We start from the raw sequence: 19095 nt of genomic DNA, 5'->3' as shown, positions 1-19095 counted from the left end.
TCTCTACTTTTTATTTCAAATTTGAACTATTTTTAACTTATTTCTACATTTATTGTAATAATTTACTTCAATATTTGTTTTATAATCCATAAAGTTTACCTTTGGTCAAAATTATTTTAGCATGAAAAAAATATTTTTAATTGTATTAATTGCATCTTTTAGTTTATCATCTTTCGCTCAAAGAAGCGATAATGATTGGTATTTAAGTATTGGTGTAAATGCAATCAATAGTTTAGGATCTCGAAACCCTATTTATCAACCAGGTGATTGGACGTTTGAGTTCCCAATTTCAGCAGCAGTTGAATTCAATTGGTCAGAAGATTTTGCTATTGAACAATCAATTACTTTCAATGGTTTTGCTGAAAGCAGTAAAATTGATGTAGTCCCTTTTGGTCCTTTACCTAAAGACTATAACTACGTTTCATTAGATACACATTTAAAATATTATTTTGGTCGCCACATCTTTAGAGATGCAGATTGGATAGATTTTTACGCTAATGCAGGTATAGGATTTTTTCACATTGATGAAACAAATATTTCTGCAAACCTTGGTGGAGGTGTTTTATTTTGGTTAAACAAAAATAGGACTTTTGGATTGAGAGCTCAAACCATAGGTAAGTTCGCTTTTAACCACAAAGACAGTGGATTTGATAACAATCATTATCAATATCACTTACAAGCGATATTCAAATTATAAGTATAAACTTAGTATAGAAAAAAAGGGTAACATTTATTGTTACCCTTTTTTTATGCTTATCATTAAAAGCAGCTTTACTGAAGATGTTATGGTTTAACTTTTGTTTGCAAGTTGTCCGCATGCTGCATCAATATCTTTACCTCTACTTCTTCTTACGGTTACTGTGATATTATTAGCTTCGAGAACACTAACATACATATCAATGGCATTTGAGTTGGCTTGTTGAAACTCGCCATCATCAATAGGGTTATATTCAATAAGATTGACCTTGCTTGGCGCAAACTTACAGAAATCTACTAATGCTTGGGCATCCTTACGTTTGTCGTTTATACCATCCCAAACAACATACTCATAGGTAATTCTATTTTTTGTGGCTGCATACCAATATTGTAACGCCTCTCTTAAGTCGTTTAAAGGAAATGTAGCATTAAAGGGCATTATTGATGTACGAATTTCATCAATAGCAGAATGTAGCGAAACGGCCAACTTAAATTTAACCTTATCATCTGCCATTTTTTTAATCATTTTTGGCACTCCAGATGTTGAGACTACAATCCGTTTTGGCGACATACCTAAACCTTCTGGAGATGTTATTTTTTCAATAGCTTTTAAGACATTGTTATAATTCATAAGAGGTTCACCCATTCCCATAAAAACAATATTGCTCAAAGGCCTATTATGATATAATCTGCTTTCATTATCTATAGCCACGACTTGATCATAAATTTCATCAGGATTAAGATTACGCATGCGCTTTAACCTTGCGGTTGCGCAAAATCTACAGTCTAAACTACAACCGACTTGAGAAGATACGCACGCTGTTGTTCTAGTAGCCGTAGGTATTAGAACAGACTCTACAATTAAATCATCGTGCAAGCGAACAGCATTTTTTATTGTACCATCTGAACTTCTTTGCATTTGATCTACCTTAATATGGTTTATTACAAAATTGTCCTCTAACATTTGCCTTGTTTCTAAAGATACATTAGTCATATCCTCAAAGCTATAGGCAGACTTTTGCCATAACCATTCATATACCTGGTTCCCTCGAAATGCTTTATCACCTTGGTTTACAAAAAAGTCTCTGAGTTGCTCTTTTGTTAATGCTCGTATGTCTTTCTTTTTTACGTCCATGAAATGCAAAAGTACTTAAATGAATTTGGTTTCTGGTTTAAATAAAAAAAGCCTCAATTAAGAGGCTTTTTTTATTAATATTAATTTTACTTAGATGATTAACATTGCATCACCATAAGAATAGAATTTATATTTTTCTTTAACGGCTTCTTCATAAGCTTTCTTCATAAAATCATGACCAGCAAAAGCAGAAGTCATCATTAATAACGTTGACTTAGGCGTATGAAAATTAGTAATCATGCAATTAGCTATACTAAAATCATAAGGAGGGAAAATAAATTTATTTGTCCATCCTTCAAATTCATTTAATCTTCCGTTAGAAGACACTGAACTCTCTACTGTACGCATGGATGTTGTACCAACTGCACAAACACGTCTTTTATTCTCTATACCTTTATTTACAATATCTGCAGCTTGTTTAGTTATGATAATTTCTTCACTATCCATTTTGTGCTTAGATAAATCTTCTACTTCAACAGGGTTAAAAGTACCTAAACCAACATGTAAAGTTACCTCAGCAGTTTCTACACCTTTAATTTCTAATCGCTTTAATAAATGTTTAGAAAAGTGTAAACCAGCTGTTGGTGCTGCTACTGCACCTTCGTTTTTAGCATAGATAGTTTGGTATCGCTCTTCATCTTCTGGCTCAACCTCTCTATTAATATACTTTGGTAAAGGTGTTTCACCTAACTGCGTTAATTTTGCTCTAAAATCAATATAAGAACCGTCATAAAGAAAACGTAACGTTCTACCTCTAGACGTTGTATTATCAATTACCTCAGCAACTAAGGTTTCATCGTCACCAAAATATAATTTATTTCCTATTCTAATTTTACGAGCAGGATCTACTAATACATCCCAAAGGCGTTGTTCTTGATTTAACTCACGTAATAAAAACACTTCTATACGTGCTCCTGTTTTTTCTTTATTTCCATAAAGTCGTGCAGGAAAAACTTTAGTGTCATTCATAATCATCACATCACCTTCATCAAAATAATCTATAATATCTTTAAAAAGCTTGTGTTCTATAGTTTGTTTTTCTCTGTTAAGTACCATTAATCGCGACTCATCTCTGTGTTCTGCAGGATGCTCGGCAAGTAATTCGTCTGGAAGGTCAAAACTAAAGTGTGATAATTTCATGTATTTTATTTTTTTTACGAATTGCAAATATACAATCTCAACATAGGCCTTGTCAAGTAAATGACTGTTTATTTTAAATTATAAAGACTAATTGAATTTATTTATATAAACGAATAAAGGATAAACCTGTAATTAAAACTATTAATTAACTATTTTAATTGAAAACCAATAGCTTTAAAATCTTCCCAAAATTGAGGATAAGACTTACTAACTACATCTGCATTTTCGATATTAATATCTGTTTTTAAACCTAATGGTGCAAACGCCATTGCCATTCTATGGTCGTTATACGTTGATATAATAATATTAGATAAGATAGTATTTGAAGGTTTTAAATGCAAAGAAGCATCTGTGATAATTACTTCGCCTCCTAATTTTTCTATTTCTGTTTTTAAGGCTACTAAACGATCTGTTTCTTTAATTTTTAAAGTATGCAAACCAACCATATAGCACTCTAAGCCTAAACCAAATGCTGTAGCTGCTATTGTTTGTGCAATATCTGGCGCATTTCTTAAATCTAGTTCGGTTAATGCTTTTTGATCTATTACATCCGTTTTTTCTAATGTTATTTTATGCTCTTTGTAAGTCGTAACAACACCAAAACTCTTATAAATAGATGCTAAAACCGAGTCTCCTTGTAAACTTTCCTTTTTATAAGATGCAATTGAAATTTCAGTACCAACATCACTTAATGCAATTAAACTATAGAAATAAGATGCCGAAGACCAATCTGATTCTACAACTAATGTTTGCTTTTCAATCTTTTGGGTTGCTGTTTTTACAGTTATGACATTACCATTAAAAGTTGTATCAATACCTATAGATGCCAACAACGCTAAAGTCATTTTTATATAAGGAACTGATGTAATTTCTCCTTTCAATGTTAATTCTAATCCATTGTCTAATTTTGAAGCTATTAGAAGCAGTGCTGAAATATATTGACTACTTACATTTGCCTCTAATGTAACTTTGTTTACCGTTAACTTTTTTCCTGTAATTTTTAAAGGAGGATAACCATCGTTTTCTAAATAAGAAATATCTGCTCCTAAGGTTTTTAAGGCATCAACCAAAATACCTATTGGTCGTTCTTTCATTCGTTTAGACCCAGTAATTGTAACTTCTCTATCATTTTGAATAGAAAAATAAGCTGTTAGAAATCGCATTGCTGTGCCAGCATGATGAATATCAATTAAACTTTCTTTTGATCCTAAAGCCTTTTGCATGAGTACAGAATCATCCGAATTTGAAACATTTTTAATTTCAATTTGTGGATACAATGCTTGTAACAACAATAAACGATTTGATTCGCTTTTTGATCCTGTTATTTGAACGCTTTTATGATTTTCTAACTTTGATAATTGGATACTAATGTCCATAAAAAGATGTTTGCTTATAAAATGGTACAGAGAAAATCTATCGATTTCCCTAATAAAGCGCCAAGATAATAAAAGTGTAAAGAATTACAATTAGTAAATGAAGAACCTCTAATGTAAATTATAAAAATTAATTACTCCTAGTATTCTGCGACCTTCTCTGTACATAGACAAAGTACTGTTTAAGCTAATTGACGCTTATAATATAATTGCTTATTAAATGCTGCTTCTTTTAATTTATTCAACTTTGGATAGTTGTTCACTTTAGAATTAGCTACTTTAGAGATGACATCTAATTGTTCTATCCTAAGATATTTATTATAAATTAATTTATTACCATAAAAATCTATTCCATTAATGTCATTTAATGAATCTGCTCTTAAAAATTTTTGCCAATGATTTTCTAGATTCGTTTTATCCTTTAATTTGTTTTTTCGGACATAAACATAACCAGTAATTATAGCCACTACAATGATTAATACTACAGCATAGATGAGCATGGCATTTTAGGTTTATTTTAGTTTCTCATTGTTATGGTGACGATCATGATCTCGCTTAGTCTTTTTATCCATCTTTTTATCAAATGCATCTTGTAGATCTATACCTGTTTGGTTCGCCAAGCATAATACTACAAACATCACATCAGAGAGTTCTTCGCCTAAATCTTTGTTTTTGTCGCTTTCCTTTTCACTTTGTTCTCCATAGCGTCTTGCGATAATACGTGCTACTTCGCCAACCTCTTCGGTTAACTGAGCCATATTGGTAAGTTCGTTAAAATAGCGTACACCATGATCCTTTATCCAGTTATCTACTTCTTTCTGTGCATTTTTAATATCCATATCTATCCTTTAGTTAGTACTACTTGCTCAACATGTTTTTCCACTATTTTACTATAAAAGGCTTTAAAATCCTTATAGTCTTCTGCCAAAATTAAGGGATTAATAATGTTTAATTCTGCTTTTAATTGCAAATAATTTCCATTTTGTTTTAAAAGGTAAGTAAATTTTACGTTAGCATCCTTAAACGCTAGTCCTTCAGATTTTGGCAATGACTCAATAACATAGCCATCTGGCAATTTTATATTAACTAGATATTTATCTTCATGTGGAATTACAAAATCAATAGGATACTGACGTTCCTCTAATTTAAAAGGGTTTTCTTTTATGGCTAAAAATAATAATGGAGAAAAATAAACCTTATCGCCTACTTCATCTATTCCATCTGAAATTTCATAAACGTATTTTAATTTAACGGGTTGGCTTGCATTTTTTATGTTCTCTACATTTAATTCACTTATTTCAATGGCGCCTTTATTATTTTCTAAAGATTTTATGTGATCTTCAGTGGTCATAGTTGCATACTTATTTCTATAATAGAAGGCATTATAATTTGTTAATTGTTTAGACACTTTACCAGTAACAGTGAAATCTTCATCTATAGTAGCATTCAACATTGTTGATTCTACAGATACTTTACGCGGTTTTAGGTCAATCCATTGAGAATTATTTTTATCCTTAATTAATCTTCCTTGCCAATTTAAAACACGTTGTGGTAAGATATTATTAGTACTATATTGTTCTGTTGCATCTATTAGCATAAGTTGATCACCTTTTATTACACTGCAGATGACATAATTAAAACCTTCTCGAGATGGAAATAGCGGAACACCATTATTTCTAGTACTTAAGACAACCGGGTTTGCATTCACTCCTTTTGAGCGAAGCATTGAAACGATCATTAAATTAATATCAGCATCATTCCCTTCTCCATTTTTGTAAGCTGTTCTAACTCCATTTTGGGCATATTTACCATAGCGTCCATTCCACTTTACTTTAGATTTCACTAATTTTTCAACTAAAAAGGCTTTTTCAAAATCATCATCCACGCCTGTTAAAACAGCTTCAAGATCATCCTTATAAATATTAAACTTACCTAATTGACCTCCAAAGTTTTCACTATCGTATATAATTTCTGATACCTTCTCCCATGAGGTAGAAAGTGTTTTTTCTATTATTTTATCGGCATTTAAATACGCTGTAAGTTCAATTGCCATTTTGCTTCGGTAATTGTTCATATTACCAGAATAAGCCTCCTTTCGTAATGCCGGAATATCAAATTCATTAATTGTAGAAATATCAATTTTATAACTAAATGGGACTGTTGTATTTTTACTTGTTTCTACCACCTTAGGCAAGTAAGCCGCCTGAAAATTTAATTGTTTGTTATAAATGTAGTATTCTGGTGTTGCTATTCTAACCTCTAATCTATTTACCGGAATATTATATTGAAATATAACATCATCAATACTAAACCTAGGTGATGTAATAGTATACTTATATTCTATAACCGTACCTTCTTTAACATTTGGTAAAGTGAAAGAGTTTATATCTGTATATTCGGTATATTCTTCTGAAAATTGACCATCACTTTTTAATTTATCCTTTTCAATTTTTCCATTTACAAGGTTATAAGACACACCCTTTAGACCTGTTAACTTCTCTTTTTGACTTGTGCCACTATACAAGTACACTTTTTCCGTTGCGAAGTCAAAACCGTCCTTATTATAAATTTTAATGCGTTCGTGTACTTTACGACTCTGCATAAAACCTTGCCCTTGTACAAAATAAAAATCTATTTTTTCACTTCGATATAAGATTGCTGCAGATGCCGCCGAATCTTTAGGATGAAATTTTTCTTGTAATTCTGCTTTTGAAATTTTGCCAAAATCAAAATTTTGAGCGTTGAGGCTAAAGCCTAAAATAACTGCAGTTAAAATTAATAGCTGTTTCATTAAAAATGATTTTAAAGTTTGGATTAATTTAGTAATTGGGTATTTTGAAGAATATTTATGATTGCACTAGCACTACTTTACTTTTGTCGTATTTCACAATTTGTTTTCTAAAGCTTCTAAAGGCTTTGTATTCTTCTTTAGGATAGTTTCCTTTTAACAACATATATTGTCTAGTATATTTCAATTTGTTTCCTTCTAAGACTTCGATTTTAAAACTATAACTTCCAAATTTGGTTGTTATCTCTTTAGCATCTGTCATGGCTTCTACCTTTAACCCTTCTGGTAATTGAATTATAAATTCATCTGTATCCTTAAAAGCCCTATCAATTTTAAACTCTAATTTTCGCTCAGTATATCTAGGTGGAATATCAGTTACTTTATTAAACAAATTAGGCTGAAAAATAAGTCGCGTTCCACTTTTTGAGGCATAATTACTAGAAGACATTTTTACTGCTTCCTTATAAACTATAGCATCCTTATCATTAGAAATATTAATATTATCAATAGTTAAATTATTAATATTATCCCAATAATCTTTATAGTGAAGATGTTGATCACGTTCTGTATTATTTTCTATACCTTGATGAATGTCATACTGAAAACCTGTAGTTACAATATTTACATCTGCAGTGAAGCTGCCTGAAGCATCCATAATTACGTTAGCCGTTGTGTTTTGCACACTATCATCTGCATTATATATTTTTGTATGCACAATTTCGCCACCTTCTGGCTTAACCAATAAAACATCTCTATCATCTGTAAAACCTGCAGTAAAGCCAAATGGATTAGTTTGACTGGTGCACTCTAAAAAAATGTTTTCGTCTTCATTAGGCACACAAAGAATAACATGGTTCCCTTCAACTGAAGAAAATTTACTATCAATATCTCTAAGGCTTCGCCCACCATAAACGACCGTGTAATAAGACGGAACATCTACAGCCTCTAACAATGCTTTAGTATAATTGGTTAAACCTTTACAATCTGCATAACCTAACTTATCTACATCATTTGCCAACATTGGTTTCCATCCACCAATACCAACTTGTATACTAATGTAACGTGTTTTATCTTGCATGTACTTGTAGATAATTTTTGCACGCTCTATTTTATCGTCTACACCTTCCGTTATTTTTTTTGCATGTGCTTTGGTTTCTTCAGGAATGTAATCTGTACCAGTTAATAGTTTATCATACATCCATTTACCAAAATCACTCCAATTTTCATTGGACCCTTCAACACCAACCATCTCAAAATTTTTAAGAGCCACTTTATAATGGGGAATCATATTTTGAAAATCTGGCGTGTAGGCTTCGTACTTAATGCCGTTGATATCTTCAGCAACAAAATGATTTTCTGAAATTTCTTTTATTTTATAATCACCAAAATTTATTTGTTTGGATTTCAAATCTATACCTGCTGAATTAATAATTTCATAATCAGAATGTTGAACACTTACATAATAACCATCTATAGGATACCAACCTGGAAAAAAGGCTGAACTCTTATGTACCACCTCCGAAGTATACTCTACTGTATATGGATAGTTTAGAGGAATATACTCTAGATATTTTACGCGATCATCTTCATAAATAGAAAAATCACTTACTGCACTAACATCTACAAAATCTCTCTTTTTTATTTTTTTTATTTCTTCTCCTAAAGCATCATAAACACGTGCTTCCATTGCCTGTACATCTCTATGGCTATCATAATATTCTACTGCATTTATGTGTTTTTTCCCGTATTTATTGTAAACAGTTGTAATACGTTTAGTAGTCACTTTTATTCTATCTAAACTTAAGATTTCAACTGTTTTCTTCTCAAATCTTACAACAGCATTAGCCTTTTCTTTTAACTCCGTAGGAACTAAAAGCGCATTATAAACGTCGGCTGATTGAGAAAAACTAAAAAATGAAAGAATTAAAAAAGGGAATAAAAGCGTAGATTTTAATTGCGGCATACTTGATAATAAATTTGTTAGGTGCTACAATATAGAAAGTTAATTTATTTCTAGCAATAATTTTTATCATAAAATTCCTACGAAATATTTTTTTTCGACGATCTACAGAATTGATTTTGAAACGTAAACTAAAAATTTATTTTTCTACTCGCGGAAATTACAATTAAGACAACCAAACATGGTAACGCAATATATTTAAACTCGCTTAAAATAACATTAATTCCCCATTCAGATAAAAACTTTTCTACACCAATAGGAGAAACTTTTATAGGCCTAAATGGAAAGAAATATCTTGTATTATCAAAAGGAATAAAAAAACCAACACCTTTACCTCCTGTTGTCATAGCATCTAAAACACCATGAGAAATAGTAGCTAAAAATAAGACTATTGTAAATATCAGCTTTCTAGATTTCCCAAATATGAACGCCAAAATTAGACTCCAAATTAGAGCAAATAAGACAGAATGTGTAAAACCTCTATGGCCAAATGGATCTGCATAGCTAATATTAAAACTGAACGTTAAAACATCTAAATCTGGCAACACAGCAGAACCTATTGCTAAAAATAAAAGTAATTTATTAGATTTTGAATCTAAAACTTTTGCAATTGTAAAGGCTAGAAAACCATGACCAAAAACTGAGGCCATTATTCTTTATTTTTAGAATCAATTATTATGGTTACGGGACCATCATTGAGCAACCTCACTTTCATATCTGCACCAAACACACCAGTTTGTATTGGTTTTTCTAAAGCAAGTTGAAGCGTCTCTTTAAATTTTTCGTAGAGAGGAATGGCAACATCTGGTTTGGCCGCTTTAATATAACTTGGACGATTTCCTTTTTTTGTACTTGCATGCAGTGTAAACTGGCTTACCAAAATAACATCGCCATGAGACGCTTTAAGTGATGTATTCATCACACCATTTTCATCTGGAAAAATACGCAGGTTTATTATTTTATTACAAAGCCAACTGATATCTTCTTGTGTATCTTCATTTACAATACCAAGCAGAACTAAAAGCCCTTTACCTATTTCTGCGACTTTATTACCTTCAATAGTAACACTAGCTTCTGATACTCTTTGAATAACTATTTTCATATTATCTATAATCCTCCACAAATTACATTTTCAATCTCGTAGAACCTAATTTTTAAAATATTCGCTTTTTGAAGTTCACTTTTAACTAGTGATACTTTTTCCATTGGTGTATTAGGCGATATACTTAACTTTACGAAAAACTTAGAGAGTTGTAATGAATCCAAACCCTTAGTTTTCCTATAAATCTCAGACTGTAATGCTTGAGCAGACAATTCCATAAAAGATTCATTTATTACAACTATGTCACAATTTGTGATTTTTACCGACATGAAATAAGGCTCATCTAATCCACATGAAATTAAAAACATTCCTATAACTAATGTAACAATACATTTCATTCGTTATCATAATTATCTGTTCTGTAATGTTCATCTTCGCCTTCTAAAATCTGAACATAACTCTTGTATCTCGAATACGAAATTTCATTAGCTTCTAAAGCATCTTTTACGGCGCATTTTGGCTCGTTAAAGTGAATACAATTGTTAAACTTACAATCTTGTTTTAGAGCAAAAAATTCAGGGAAATAATCACCAACTTCTTCTTTTTCCATATCTACAACACCAAAACCCTTAATACCAGGTGTATCTATAATTTTAGCATCGAAACTTAAATCGAACATTTCTGCAAAAGTAGTGGTATGTTGCCCTTGACTATGTTGCGTAGAAATTGCTTTTGTCTTTAAATCTAAAGATGGTTCTATAGCATTGACTAAAGTAGATTTACCCACACCAGAATGGCCTGCAAACATGCTTACTTTGCCTTCCATAATGGTTTTTACCTTATCTATATTTTTCCCTGTGGCTGCTGAAATACCAATACACTCATAGCCTATTTTTCTGTAGATACTTGCCAGATACTTTACCTCTAACATTGTTTCTTCATCATAAGTATCTACCTTATTAAATAACAAAACGGTGTTAATAGAGTATGCCTCTGCTGTAACTAAAAACCGGTCTATAAAGGTTGTAAATGTTGGTGGATTATCTATAGTGACCAACAAAAACACTTGGTCAATATTAGAAGCAATAATATGGGTTTGCTTAGATAAATTTACAGACTTACGTACAATGTAATTTTTACGTTCTTCAATGCGGTTAATGACACCTGTTTCAGTATTGTTTTTAGTTTCGAGCTGAAACTCTACAACATCGCCTACAGCAATAGGATTTGTACTTTTAATTCCTTCTAACCTAAAACGGCCTTTTATTCTACATTCATAGAATTTTCCATTCATGGTTTTTACGGTGTACCAACTTCCTGTAGATTTATATACTGTTCCTGTCATTACTACAAAGATGGTCATTATTGTTTAATGGAACAAAAAAGGCCGAATAATTAGGTCTACTTTTTATCCTCTAACCGCTTTAATCGGTTCTAAACGATTTCCATCTGCAATAATATTTATAATGTAGATTCCTGATTGGTATTGTGACAAGTCTATCTCAACATTTTTATCTAATTTTTGATGAATTGAATTTTGAATAATTCTTCCAGACATATTTGCTATTGAAATCTCAACGTTATCATAATTTTCATTTAATTGCAATTGAAATATACCGTTAGATGACGGATTTGGAAAGAATTTGTTTTTATTATTTGATTTACTTTCTATATGAGTCTCACATATTCTTATACCTCCACAGCATAATGTTGTACACGTTTGATTTCCATAAGCTATCACTACAACCTCATCAAAACTATCCTCTTCAAGTTTTATATCTAAGTTATGAGTTTTATCTAAAACCACCTCTTTGGTTTTGTAGCCTAAATATGAAATAGATAAGGTATCTCCTTTTTTAGCTTGGAGTTTAAATTCGCCAATACTATCAGTTGCAATGCCTTTGAGAGAACTTTTAATAAAAATGTTAGCGGATTCAAGTGGAATAGAATCATTAGTTACAATTCCTGTAATTGAAATTTGCGCCATGGCTACTAAGTTAAAACAAAGCACAACGGTAAATAAAGTCATTTTTTTCATGGTTATTGGTTTTGGTTCATACCTCAAACTTAGCTTGAAACTCTATTTTTAAAAACCAACAATACGTGAATGCTCCTTTTCAGTGAGTAAACGCTCCTCATAAAAAAGGCTCGCCAATGGCGAGCCTTTATAAATAATCACTAAATTTAATTAGCCGTTTATAATCTTTTCTTGACGGTTAATTGATTCTTGATGCACAGCTTTAAACATGCGTAAAATAAATTCTTCGCTCAAACCTCTTTCTTCACCTTCTAAAACCATTTTACCTAAAATCTCGTTCCAGCGTTTACTTTGTAACACGGCAACATTCTTTTGCTTTTTAAGAGCGCCTATACCTTCAGCAACTTTCATCCGCTTACCTAATAGATCTAAAACCTGGTTATCTACAACATCAATCTGAGCTCTCAAATTATTTAATTCAGAATTATAAGCAGCTTCAGAATCTGTTTCTTTTCTGATTTTTAAATCATTCATAATCTGCACTAAGCTACTTGGCGTCACTTGCTGCGCAGCATCACTCCAAGCATTTTCTGGATCAAAATGTGTTTCAATCATTAAACCATCAAAATTAAGATCTAATGCTGTTTGAGATACATCAAAAATCATATCTCTATTTCCTGTAATATGAGAAGGATCGTTGATTAATGGTAGATCTGGAAACTTGTTTTGAAACTCAATAGCTAATTGCCATTCTGGAATATTTCTATATTTCGTTTTCTCGTACGTTGAGAATCCTCTGTGGATAGCTCCTAAGTTTTTGATACCAGCAGTGTACAATCTCTCAATACCACCTAACCATAAAGATAAATCTGGATTTACCGGATTTTTAACCAATACAATTTTATCAGTACCTTGCAAAGCATCTGCAATTTCTTGCATTATAAATGGACTTACAGTAGAACGTGCACCAATCCATAATAAATCTACGTCGTGCTCTAAAGCTAATTTTACGTGGGCAGCATTGGCAACTTCCGTACAGGTTTTCATTCCTGTTTCTTCCTTTACTTTTTGTAACCATTTTAAACCTAAAGCACCAACACCTTCAAAATTTCCTGGTCTTGTTCTTGGTTTCCAAATACCTGCTCTATAATAATTAACGTCTGTATCTTTTAGCTGGTGTGCTATTTTTAATACTTGCTCTTCTGTCTCTGCACTACATGGTCCTGCTATTACTAGTGGATGATCTAATTTCATATCATCCAACCATGTTCTCATTTCTTTCTTGTTTTCCATTTTGCTATTAGTTTTTACTAAGTTTTAATTGCTTTTTTTATCAGGTTTTACTTTTTTAGCCTAATAATCAATTAGTGTTTTTTTAATTATTTAATTCCGTTTAATATGTCTTTTATATAATTTGTAGATTCCATTTCGTTATAAACTGACTCAAAATCATCGTCTTGCATCAATTTTTTAAAGTGGTTTAAATTTGAAATAAACTCCTCTAATGTTTCAATAACATTAGCCTTATTCTGCTGAAAAATTGGTGTCCACATGGCTGGCGAACTTTTTGCCAAACGTACTGTGCTTTCAAACCCACTGCCAGCCATATCAAAAATATCGCGTTCGTTTTTCTCTTTATCAATAACTGTTTTACCAAGCATAAAGGCACTTATGTGAGATAAATGAGAGACGTAAGCAATATGTTTATCGTGTGCTTTAGGATTCATATAGCGTATTCTCATACCTAAATCTAAAAACAACTTTAATGCTTTTTCTTGAAGCTTAAACGCGGTGTCTTCAACCTCACAAATAATATTCGTTTTGTTTTTATACAAGCCATGCAGTGCTGCTTTTGGACCAGAATGCTCTGTACCAGCAATAGGATGCACTGCTAGATAATTTCTTCTTTTCGGATGGTTTTTTACTTTAGCACAAATATCTTCTTTGGTAGATCCGACATCAAACACAATAGCGTTATCAGAGACATGATCTAACACTTTTGGTAAAACATTAATAGCTGCATCAACTGGTATTGATAATATTACCAAATCGGCATGCTGCAAATCTTCAAATTGAGCCGTTTTATCAATTACTTTAAGTGCCATTGCTTCTTCTAAATGCGCTTCACTTTTGTCAATTCCGTATATGGTACTTTCGGGATTCAATTTCTTGATATCCAAAGCAAAGCTTCCGCCAATTAACCCGACTCCTATGATAAAAATATTATTCATTTTAACTAAACTCTTGCTATTGCTTCTTTAATAATCTCTTCTGATGCACACAGTGAAAAACGCACATAGCCTTCCCCATTACTTCCAAAAACTGTTCCTGGTGTAATAAATATAGAATGCTCTTTTAATACCATATCTGTAAATTCTTCGGACTTATAATGAGGTGGTAATTTTGCCCAAACAAATAAGCCTGTGGCATCTTTATCATAGGTACAATTAAGATTATCTGCTAATTCCCATATTAAATCTCGTCGTGTTTGGTACACACTATTTAAACTTTGAAACCACATATCTGAACACTTTAACGCTTCAATAGCTCCTTTTTGAATGCCATAAAACATACCAGAGTCCATATTGCTTTTTACACGTAACACAGCGCTTACAAAATCGTAGTTACCAGCTAGCATACCAACACGCCAACCTGCCATATTAAAGGTTTTACTCAATGAATTTAACTCTAAACAAACATTTTTGGCGTCCTTGTATCTTAAAATACTAATTGGTTTTTCATTTAAAATAAAACTGTAGGGATTGTCGTTTACAATTAAAATATCGTGTCGTTTACCAAAGGCAATGACCTTATCATAAAATTTATTATCTGCATTACTACCTGTTGGCATATGAGGATAATTAATCCACATTATTTTTACACGTTTTAAATCTAAACGCTCTAACGCACTAAAATCTGGTTGCCAATTATTCTTTTCAGTTAAGTCATAAAAAACGGGCTTTGCCTCTAATAATTTAGTTACTGCAGCATAGGTTGGATAACCTGGATTAGGCACTAAAACTTTATCTCCTTTGTTTAAAAAAGCCATAGAGATATGCATAATACCTTCCTTGCTTCCCATTAATGGTAAAACTTCGGTTTGTGCACTTAAATCTACCTTGTATTGTTTTTTATAAAAATTCGCAATTTCCTGACGCAATTCTGGCAAACCTTGATAGCTTTGATATTGATGCGCTTTTTCATCTGCTAAACTATCTTGAAGCGTCATAGATGCTTTAAATGGCGGTTCTAAATCTGGACTACCAATTGCTAAACTAATAATTGGTTTTCCCTGTGCTTTTAAAAGCGCAACTTCCCTCAACTTTTTAGAAAAGTAGTATTCTTCTACATTTTGTAAACGTTTTGCAACTTCTATCATCGTCTTGCGTTTTTATATTCTCCTAAAGTTTTAAAATTTTCTGCCATCAATTTTAAAATAGAAACGGCTTTTTCATAGTCTGTATACACATCAAATGTAACGTCTACAAAAAAGGCATATTTCCAAGGTGTTTCAATTTTAGGTAACGACTGTATTTTTGTAAGGTTCAATTTGCAATCACTTAGAACATTTAATATTGTAGCTAAACTCCCTCTTTTGTGATCTAATTCAAATTTTAAAGATGCTTTATTTATAACAGTTGTAGCCTTTTGCTCATCCTCTCGTCTAACAATTACAAACCGTGTTTCGTTATGTTTTATAGTTTGAATACTTTCTGCTAATAAGTTAATACCATATAATTCAGCAGCGTTTTTACTCGCAATAGCTGCAATTCCTTTTATATTTTGTTCCGAAATCTGCTTGGCAACATCTGCTGTATCTTTAGCTTCTACCAATTTAATATGCGGATACGTTCTAAAAAATGCCTTGCATTGCAATAATGCCATTGGGTGAGAATGTACTTCCTTTATATCTTCTATTGTTTGACCATTTAAAGCCATTAAACAATGTTCTATACCCAAATAATATTCACCAACAATACTTAAGTTATGACTATCAATAAGCGCATAATTAGGAATTATTGAACCTGCAATAGAATTTTCTAATGCCATTACAACCTCATCAGTTTTCTTTTCTAATAATGAGTCTACAACACTATCAAAAGACATGCATTCTACTACTTCAGAATCTACATTAAAATAATTCTGAACCACCAAATGATGAAATGATCCCTTTATTCCTTGTATGGCAATTGGCTTTTTCAAATTTTATAATCTTAATTGTTTTTAAATCTCGAATCAATTCAAAATACAATCATTGTTAATGGTTAAACAAAAAAAAGTCTCGATTAAATCGAGACTTTATAATTTATATTTAAATAATACATATTCAGTCTCGTTCCTTTAGCTAAAAAAGAAATAAAACCAGTTATAATATGCTTTAGATATGTTCATTATTGTAATTATATCGCTAATGTAATTATTATTTTTACAAATCAAAATAGTTGAATTGATTTTTTAAAGAATATTTTAAAATTTTAAAGAATTGTCAAAAAAAGTGGTTCAATATTCTGATTTACCTATTTTTGAACAAAACTCTTCTAACATGGCTATTGAAGTTCAAAACATTACAAAAATATACAAAGATCAAAAGGCACTTAACGACGTGTCCTTTAAAGTAAAAGATGCTGAGATTGTTGGTTTTTTAGGTCCAAATGGTGCTGGAAAATCTACGATGATGAAAATCTTAACAACTTACGTTGATGCCTCTGAAGGGTCTGCTATAGTCAATGGTTTTGATGTCGCTTCCGATAAAAAAAATGTACAAAGTAGTGTTGGTTATTTACCAGAGCACAATCCGCTTTACACAGATTTGTATGTAAAAGAGTATTTAAATTTTAATGCTAATGTTTATGGCACGCCAAAATCTCGTATTGAAGAAGTAATAGAATTAACAGGCTTAACACCTGAAGCTCACAAAAAAATTAATCAACTTTCTAAAGGGTATAGACAACGTGTTGGTTTAGCTAATGCTATGTTGCACAATCCTGAGGTTTTAATATTAGATGAACCAACCACAGGTTTAGACCCAAATCAATTAGTTGATATTAGAAATCTTATTAAAACTATTGGTAAAGAAAAAACGGTTTTTCTATCTACACACATTATGCAAGAGGTTGAAGCTATGTGCGACCGTGTAATCATAATTAACAAAGGAGAAGTAGTTGCCGATAAATATTTAAAAGATTTAAGAGCTGGACAAGAACAAATTGTTATCGTTGAGTTTGACTACAGAGTTGAAGATGCTTTTCTTTTAAAATTACCAAAAGTCGTTACTGTAAAAAACACGCATAGTTTTGTATATGAAATTACTTTCTCTACTAAAGAAGATATGCGTTCTCATGTTTTTGATTTTGCACATGACAACGAATTGAAGATTTTACAACTGAATCAGAAAAACGCTAGTTTAGAAAGCTTGTTTAGAGAAATGACTAGCTAATTAAATGTGCTTGGTCTTATTGGTAATAATTTAGCTAAAGGCACTTCATAATATGGTGCTCCTTTGTTTTGTTTTACAGGAAAATTTAAAATCTCTGATCGTTTTATAGAACCTAAAATTTGAATTTCATTAGGCTCAACGGTTTCATTGTATTTTACTCCAATATAAATGTCTTTTGGCTGATCTCTAACATCATGAATTTTTGGCATTAGGTATTTAAAGTAGTTTTTAGTTGCCGATTTTATTTCAACCTTTTTAGAATTGATGATCATATCGCAATCATCAATAATACCTGAATCATCAAGTCCTTTTGCTAACTTGTCTATTCTAAATTTTTCTGCGAACCATTTGCTTGCTAACATTTCGCAAACAATTCCTCGCCAAGCTTCAACATTTTTATAGCGCCAACTGCCTGCTTTTATTTTCTTAAAAGCTTCTATTTGCTGTTTCGCAAATTCCTTGTCCTTTTCTGTTACTTGTATTTTTATCATAGATAGAACGCTAAAAAAATGTATAAAATACTCTAATCCATTTACTAAACCTTATCGCTCATTTTAATAATGGTTCTTGCAATGGCTTCCGCCATTTTTGGAGGCACTGAATTTCCTACTTGTTGTTGTTGCGATATTCTTGTGCCTTTAAAAACAAAATCGTCTGGGAAAGACTGCAGTTTAGCAAGCTCTCTAACGGTTAATGCTCTATTTTGATCGTAATGAAAGATTTTACGCATATCACCAGTGACACAAACCGAAGGTTTATCACTAGCATATTTAATGTATTTTCTAATATCACCAGACTTAGGTCTAATATGTTCTGGTATTTCATTGCGATCACCTCCATCAGTAACATAACTCATTTTAGTGAGCATTTGTTCTGAATGTGACATCGCAATGTGATTTGGTACTTTAGATGATTCCTCACCAGAAGCCAATTTAGGATATACGGATAGTGCTTCTTTTACCGAAATATATGTTTCTACTTCTGCAGGCGGAAATTGAATGTCTTGCTTTTTTATTGAACCAATAAAAATAACTCGGTTTCTAACCTGTGGCACGCCATAATCTGCAGAATTAAGAATCTTACAATCTACAGTGTAACCTAATTTTTCAAAATCATTGATAATCTCTTCTCTAATAGTTCCTTTATTATAGGTGTATAATCTTGCGACGTTTTCCATCACAAAGAACTTTGGCTTTACGACTTTAACAACTCTAACAAACTCTTTGAATAATCTATTTCTAGGATCATCTATAAACTTTCGACCGATATTACCTGCCATGCTAAAGCCTTGACAAGGTGGTCCACCTATAATGACATCAATATCATTGTCCTCTTTAAGGTATTCTATTTCAGCATTAGACACTTCACAAATATCTTTTTCTATGAGTTGATGATCTGCAAAATTATGCTTGTAGGTTTTACAAAAATTAGGTTCTATATCAACTGAAAAAACATTCTGAAAACCCAAATTATCAAAGCCTAGAGAGAATCCTCCTGCTCCAGAAAATAAGTCAATATATTTTAAATTCTTCTTCATAAATCTATT

The 19095-nt window shown here is 31.7% G+C and carries 20 protein-coding genes; 2 read left to right on the top strand and 18 right to left on the bottom strand.

Features of this window, described 5'->3' with window-relative positions:
- Positions 1 to 121: 121 nt before the first annotated feature.
- The gene (locus tag Q0891_RS04000) at positions 122 to 697 is read left to right on the top strand and encodes an outer membrane beta-barrel protein (RefSeq protein ID WP_299098967.1); all 576 of its coding nucleotides are present in this window, start codon (positions 122 to 124) and stop codon (positions 695 to 697) included.
- Positions 698 to 790: 93 nt separating this feature from the next.
- Here Q0891_RS04000 and rlmN read toward each other — a convergent pair whose 3' ends face one another.
- The 16 genes from rlmN to Q0891_RS03920 form a co-directional block, all read right to left on the bottom strand.
- Positions 791 to 1831 carry a 23S rRNA (adenine(2503)-C(2))-methyltransferase RlmN gene (gene rlmN, locus Q0891_RS03995; protein WP_299098965.1) on the bottom strand — a complete coding sequence of 347 codons (1041 nt, stop codon included), beginning with the start codon at positions 1829 to 1831 and terminating at the stop codon, positions 791 to 793.
- Between the two features lie 90 nt (positions 1832 to 1921).
- Positions 1922 to 2971 (bottom strand): tRNA preQ1(34) S-adenosylmethionine ribosyltransferase-isomerase QueA, encoded by a 1050-nt coding sequence (gene queA, locus Q0891_RS03990; RefSeq protein WP_299098963.1) that lies wholly within the window; start codon positions 2969 to 2971, stop codon positions 1922 to 1924.
- Between the two features lie 149 nt (positions 2972 to 3120).
- The gene (locus Q0891_RS03985; protein ID WP_299098961.1) at positions 3121 to 4347 is read right to left on the bottom strand and encodes a 3-phosphoshikimate 1-carboxyvinyltransferase; all 1227 of its coding nucleotides are present in this window, start codon (positions 4345 to 4347) and stop codon (positions 3121 to 3123) included.
- Positions 4348 to 4526: 179 nt separating this feature from the next.
- Positions 4527 to 4844, bottom strand: a complete 318-nt coding sequence (locus Q0891_RS03980) for a hypothetical protein (RefSeq protein WP_299098958.1) — start codon at positions 4842 to 4844, stop codon at positions 4527 to 4529.
- A gap of 12 nt (positions 4845 to 4856) precedes the next feature.
- Positions 4857 to 5183, bottom strand: a complete 327-nt coding sequence (locus Q0891_RS03975) for a nucleotide pyrophosphohydrolase (RefSeq protein WP_299098956.1) — start codon at positions 5181 to 5183, stop codon at positions 4857 to 4859.
- 2 nt (positions 5184 to 5185) lie between these two features.
- Positions 5186 to 7135 (bottom strand): DUF3857 domain-containing protein, encoded by a 1950-nt coding sequence (locus Q0891_RS03970; protein WP_299098954.1) that lies wholly within the window; start codon positions 7133 to 7135, stop codon positions 5186 to 5188.
- Between the two features lie 55 nt (positions 7136 to 7190).
- Positions 7191 to 9095, bottom strand: a complete 1905-nt coding sequence (locus Q0891_RS03965) for a DUF3857 domain-containing protein (protein ID WP_299098951.1) — start codon at positions 9093 to 9095, stop codon at positions 7191 to 7193.
- 128 nt (positions 9096 to 9223) lie between these two features.
- The gene (locus Q0891_RS03960) at positions 9224 to 9742 is read right to left on the bottom strand and encodes a metal-dependent hydrolase (RefSeq protein ID WP_299098949.1); all 519 of its coding nucleotides are present in this window, start codon (positions 9740 to 9742) and stop codon (positions 9224 to 9226) included.
- A complete protein-coding gene (gene dtd, locus Q0891_RS03955) occupies positions 9742 to 10194 on the bottom strand; it encodes a D-aminoacyl-tRNA deacylase (RefSeq protein ID WP_299098947.1) in 453 nt (150 codons plus the stop codon). The genes Q0891_RS03960 and dtd overlap by 1 nt, the downstream gene beginning before the upstream one ends.
- Positions 10195 to 10199: 5 nt before the next feature.
- Positions 10200 to 10532 (bottom strand): hypothetical protein, encoded by a 333-nt coding sequence (locus tag Q0891_RS03950; protein WP_299098945.1) that lies wholly within the window; start codon positions 10530 to 10532, stop codon positions 10200 to 10202.
- Positions 10529 to 11479 (bottom strand): ribosome small subunit-dependent GTPase A, encoded by a 951-nt coding sequence (gene rsgA, locus Q0891_RS03945; RefSeq protein ID WP_299099678.1) that lies wholly within the window; start codon positions 11477 to 11479, stop codon positions 10529 to 10531. Before rsgA ends, Q0891_RS03950 begins: the two co-directional genes overlap by 4 nt.
- A 63-nt stretch (positions 11480 to 11542) precedes the next feature.
- A complete protein-coding gene (locus Q0891_RS03940) occupies positions 11543 to 12172 on the bottom strand; it encodes a carboxypeptidase-like regulatory domain-containing protein (RefSeq protein WP_299098943.1) in 630 nt (209 codons plus the stop codon).
- A 150-nt stretch (positions 12173 to 12322) separates the two neighbouring features.
- Complete coding sequence (locus tag Q0891_RS03935) at positions 12323 to 13405, bottom strand: bifunctional 3-deoxy-7-phosphoheptulonate synthase/chorismate mutase type II (RefSeq protein WP_299098941.1); 1083 nt, start codon at positions 13403 to 13405, stop codon at positions 12323 to 12325.
- Between the two features lie 86 nt (positions 13406 to 13491).
- Positions 13492 to 14343 carry a prephenate dehydrogenase gene (locus Q0891_RS03930; RefSeq protein WP_299098939.1) on the bottom strand — a complete coding sequence of 284 codons (852 nt, stop codon included), beginning with the start codon at positions 14341 to 14343 and terminating at the stop codon, positions 13492 to 13494.
- Positions 14344 to 14348: 5 nt separating this feature from the next.
- Positions 14349 to 15491 carry an aminotransferase class I/II-fold pyridoxal phosphate-dependent enzyme gene (locus Q0891_RS03925; RefSeq protein ID WP_299098937.1) on the bottom strand — a complete coding sequence of 381 codons (1143 nt, stop codon included), beginning with the start codon at positions 15489 to 15491 and terminating at the stop codon, positions 14349 to 14351.
- Entirely contained in the window at positions 15488 to 16315 is an 828-nt protein-coding gene (locus Q0891_RS03920) for a prephenate dehydratase (RefSeq protein ID WP_299098936.1), read from the bottom strand. The genes Q0891_RS03925 and Q0891_RS03920 overlap by 4 nt, the downstream gene beginning before the upstream one ends.
- A 340-nt stretch (positions 16316 to 16655) precedes the next feature.
- Between Q0891_RS03920 and gldA the strand changes: the two genes are divergently transcribed.
- Positions 16656 to 17549 (top strand): gliding motility-associated ABC transporter ATP-binding subunit GldA, encoded by an 894-nt coding sequence (gene gldA, locus Q0891_RS03915; RefSeq protein ID WP_299099676.1) that lies wholly within the window; start codon positions 16656 to 16658, stop codon positions 17547 to 17549.
- Here the strand turns inward: gldA and Q0891_RS03910 are convergent.
- Together Q0891_RS03910 and Q0891_RS03905 are read right to left on the bottom strand one after the other, a co-directional pair.
- On the bottom strand, positions 17546 to 18040 hold the full coding sequence (locus Q0891_RS03910; protein WP_299098934.1) for a hypothetical protein: 495 nt from the start codon (positions 18038 to 18040) through the stop codon (positions 17546 to 17548). The two genes, gldA and Q0891_RS03910, sit on opposite strands and share 4 nt — an antisense overlap.
- A 44-nt stretch (positions 18041 to 18084) precedes the next feature.
- The gene (locus tag Q0891_RS03905) at positions 18085 to 19086 is read right to left on the bottom strand and encodes a DNA cytosine methyltransferase (RefSeq protein WP_299098932.1); all 1002 of its coding nucleotides are present in this window, start codon (positions 19084 to 19086) and stop codon (positions 18085 to 18087) included.
- Positions 19087 to 19095: the final 9 nt, after the last annotated feature.

This window comes from uncultured Winogradskyella sp. (genome assembly GCF_947498005.1).
GTDB lineage: Bacteria > Bacteroidota > Bacteroidia > Flavobacteriales > Flavobacteriaceae > Winogradskyella.
Note: the sequence above shows the minus strand (reverse complement) of the source record. Positions and strands in the feature narration are given on the sequence as shown.

Coding starts and splice junctions, on each gene's coding strand:
- Q0891_RS03960 (WP_299098949.1), bottom strand. CDS start 9,742: ATGGCCTCAGTTTTTGGTCATGGTTTTCTAGCCTTTACAATTGCAAAA.
- rsgA (WP_299099678.1), bottom strand. CDS start 11,479: ATGACAGGAACAGTATATAAATCTACAGGAAGTTGGTACACCGTAAAA.
- Q0891_RS03980 (WP_299098958.1), bottom strand. CDS start 4,844: ATGCTCATCTATGCTGTAGTATTAATCATTGTAGTGGCTATAATTACT.
- gldA (WP_299099676.1), top strand. CDS start 16,656: ATGGCTATTGAAGTTCAAAACATTACAAAAATATACAAAGATCAAAAG.
- Q0891_RS03930 (WP_299098939.1), bottom strand. CDS start 14,343: ATGAATAATATTTTTATCATAGGAGTCGGGTTAATTGGCGGAAGCTTT.
- Q0891_RS03985 (WP_299098961.1), bottom strand. CDS start 4,347: ATGGACATTAGTATCCAATTATCAAAGTTAGAAAATCATAAAAGCGTT.
- dtd (WP_299098947.1), bottom strand. CDS start 10,194: ATGAAAATAGTTATTCAAAGAGTATCAGAAGCTAGTGTTACTATTGAA.
- Q0891_RS03950 (WP_299098945.1), bottom strand. CDS start 10,532: ATGAAATGTATTGTTACATTAGTTATAGGAATGTTTTTAATTTCATGT.
- Q0891_RS03935 (WP_299098941.1), bottom strand. CDS start 13,405: ATGGAAAACAAGAAAGAAATGAGAACATGGTTGGATGATATGAAATTA.
- Q0891_RS03970 (WP_299098954.1), bottom strand. CDS start 7,135: ATGAAACAGCTATTAATTTTAACTGCAGTTATTTTAGGCTTTAGCCTC.
- rlmN (WP_299098965.1), bottom strand. CDS start 1,831: ATGGACGTAAAAAAGAAAGACATACGAGCATTAACAAAAGAGCAACTC.
- Q0891_RS03975 (WP_299098956.1), bottom strand. CDS start 5,183: ATGGATATTAAAAATGCACAGAAAGAAGTAGATAACTGGATAAAGGAT.
- Q0891_RS03940 (WP_299098943.1), bottom strand. CDS start 12,172: ATGAAAAAAATGACTTTATTTACCGTTGTGCTTTGTTTTAACTTAGTA.
- Q0891_RS03910 (WP_299098934.1), bottom strand. CDS start 18,040: ATGATAAAAATACAAGTAACAGAAAAGGACAAGGAATTTGCGAAACAG.
- queA (WP_299098963.1), bottom strand. CDS start 2,971: ATGAAATTATCACACTTTAGTTTTGACCTTCCAGACGAATTACTTGCC.
- Q0891_RS03965 (WP_299098951.1), bottom strand. CDS start 9,095: ATGCCGCAATTAAAATCTACGCTTTTATTCCCTTTTTTAATTCTTTCA.
- Q0891_RS03925 (WP_299098937.1), bottom strand. CDS start 15,491: ATGATAGAAGTTGCAAAACGTTTACAAAATGTAGAAGAATACTACTTT.
- Q0891_RS03905 (WP_299098932.1), bottom strand. CDS start 19,086: ATGAAGAAGAATTTAAAATATATTGACTTATTTTCTGGAGCAGGAGGA.
- Q0891_RS04000 (WP_299098967.1), top strand. CDS start 122: ATGAAAAAAATATTTTTAATTGTATTAATTGCATCTTTTAGTTTATCA.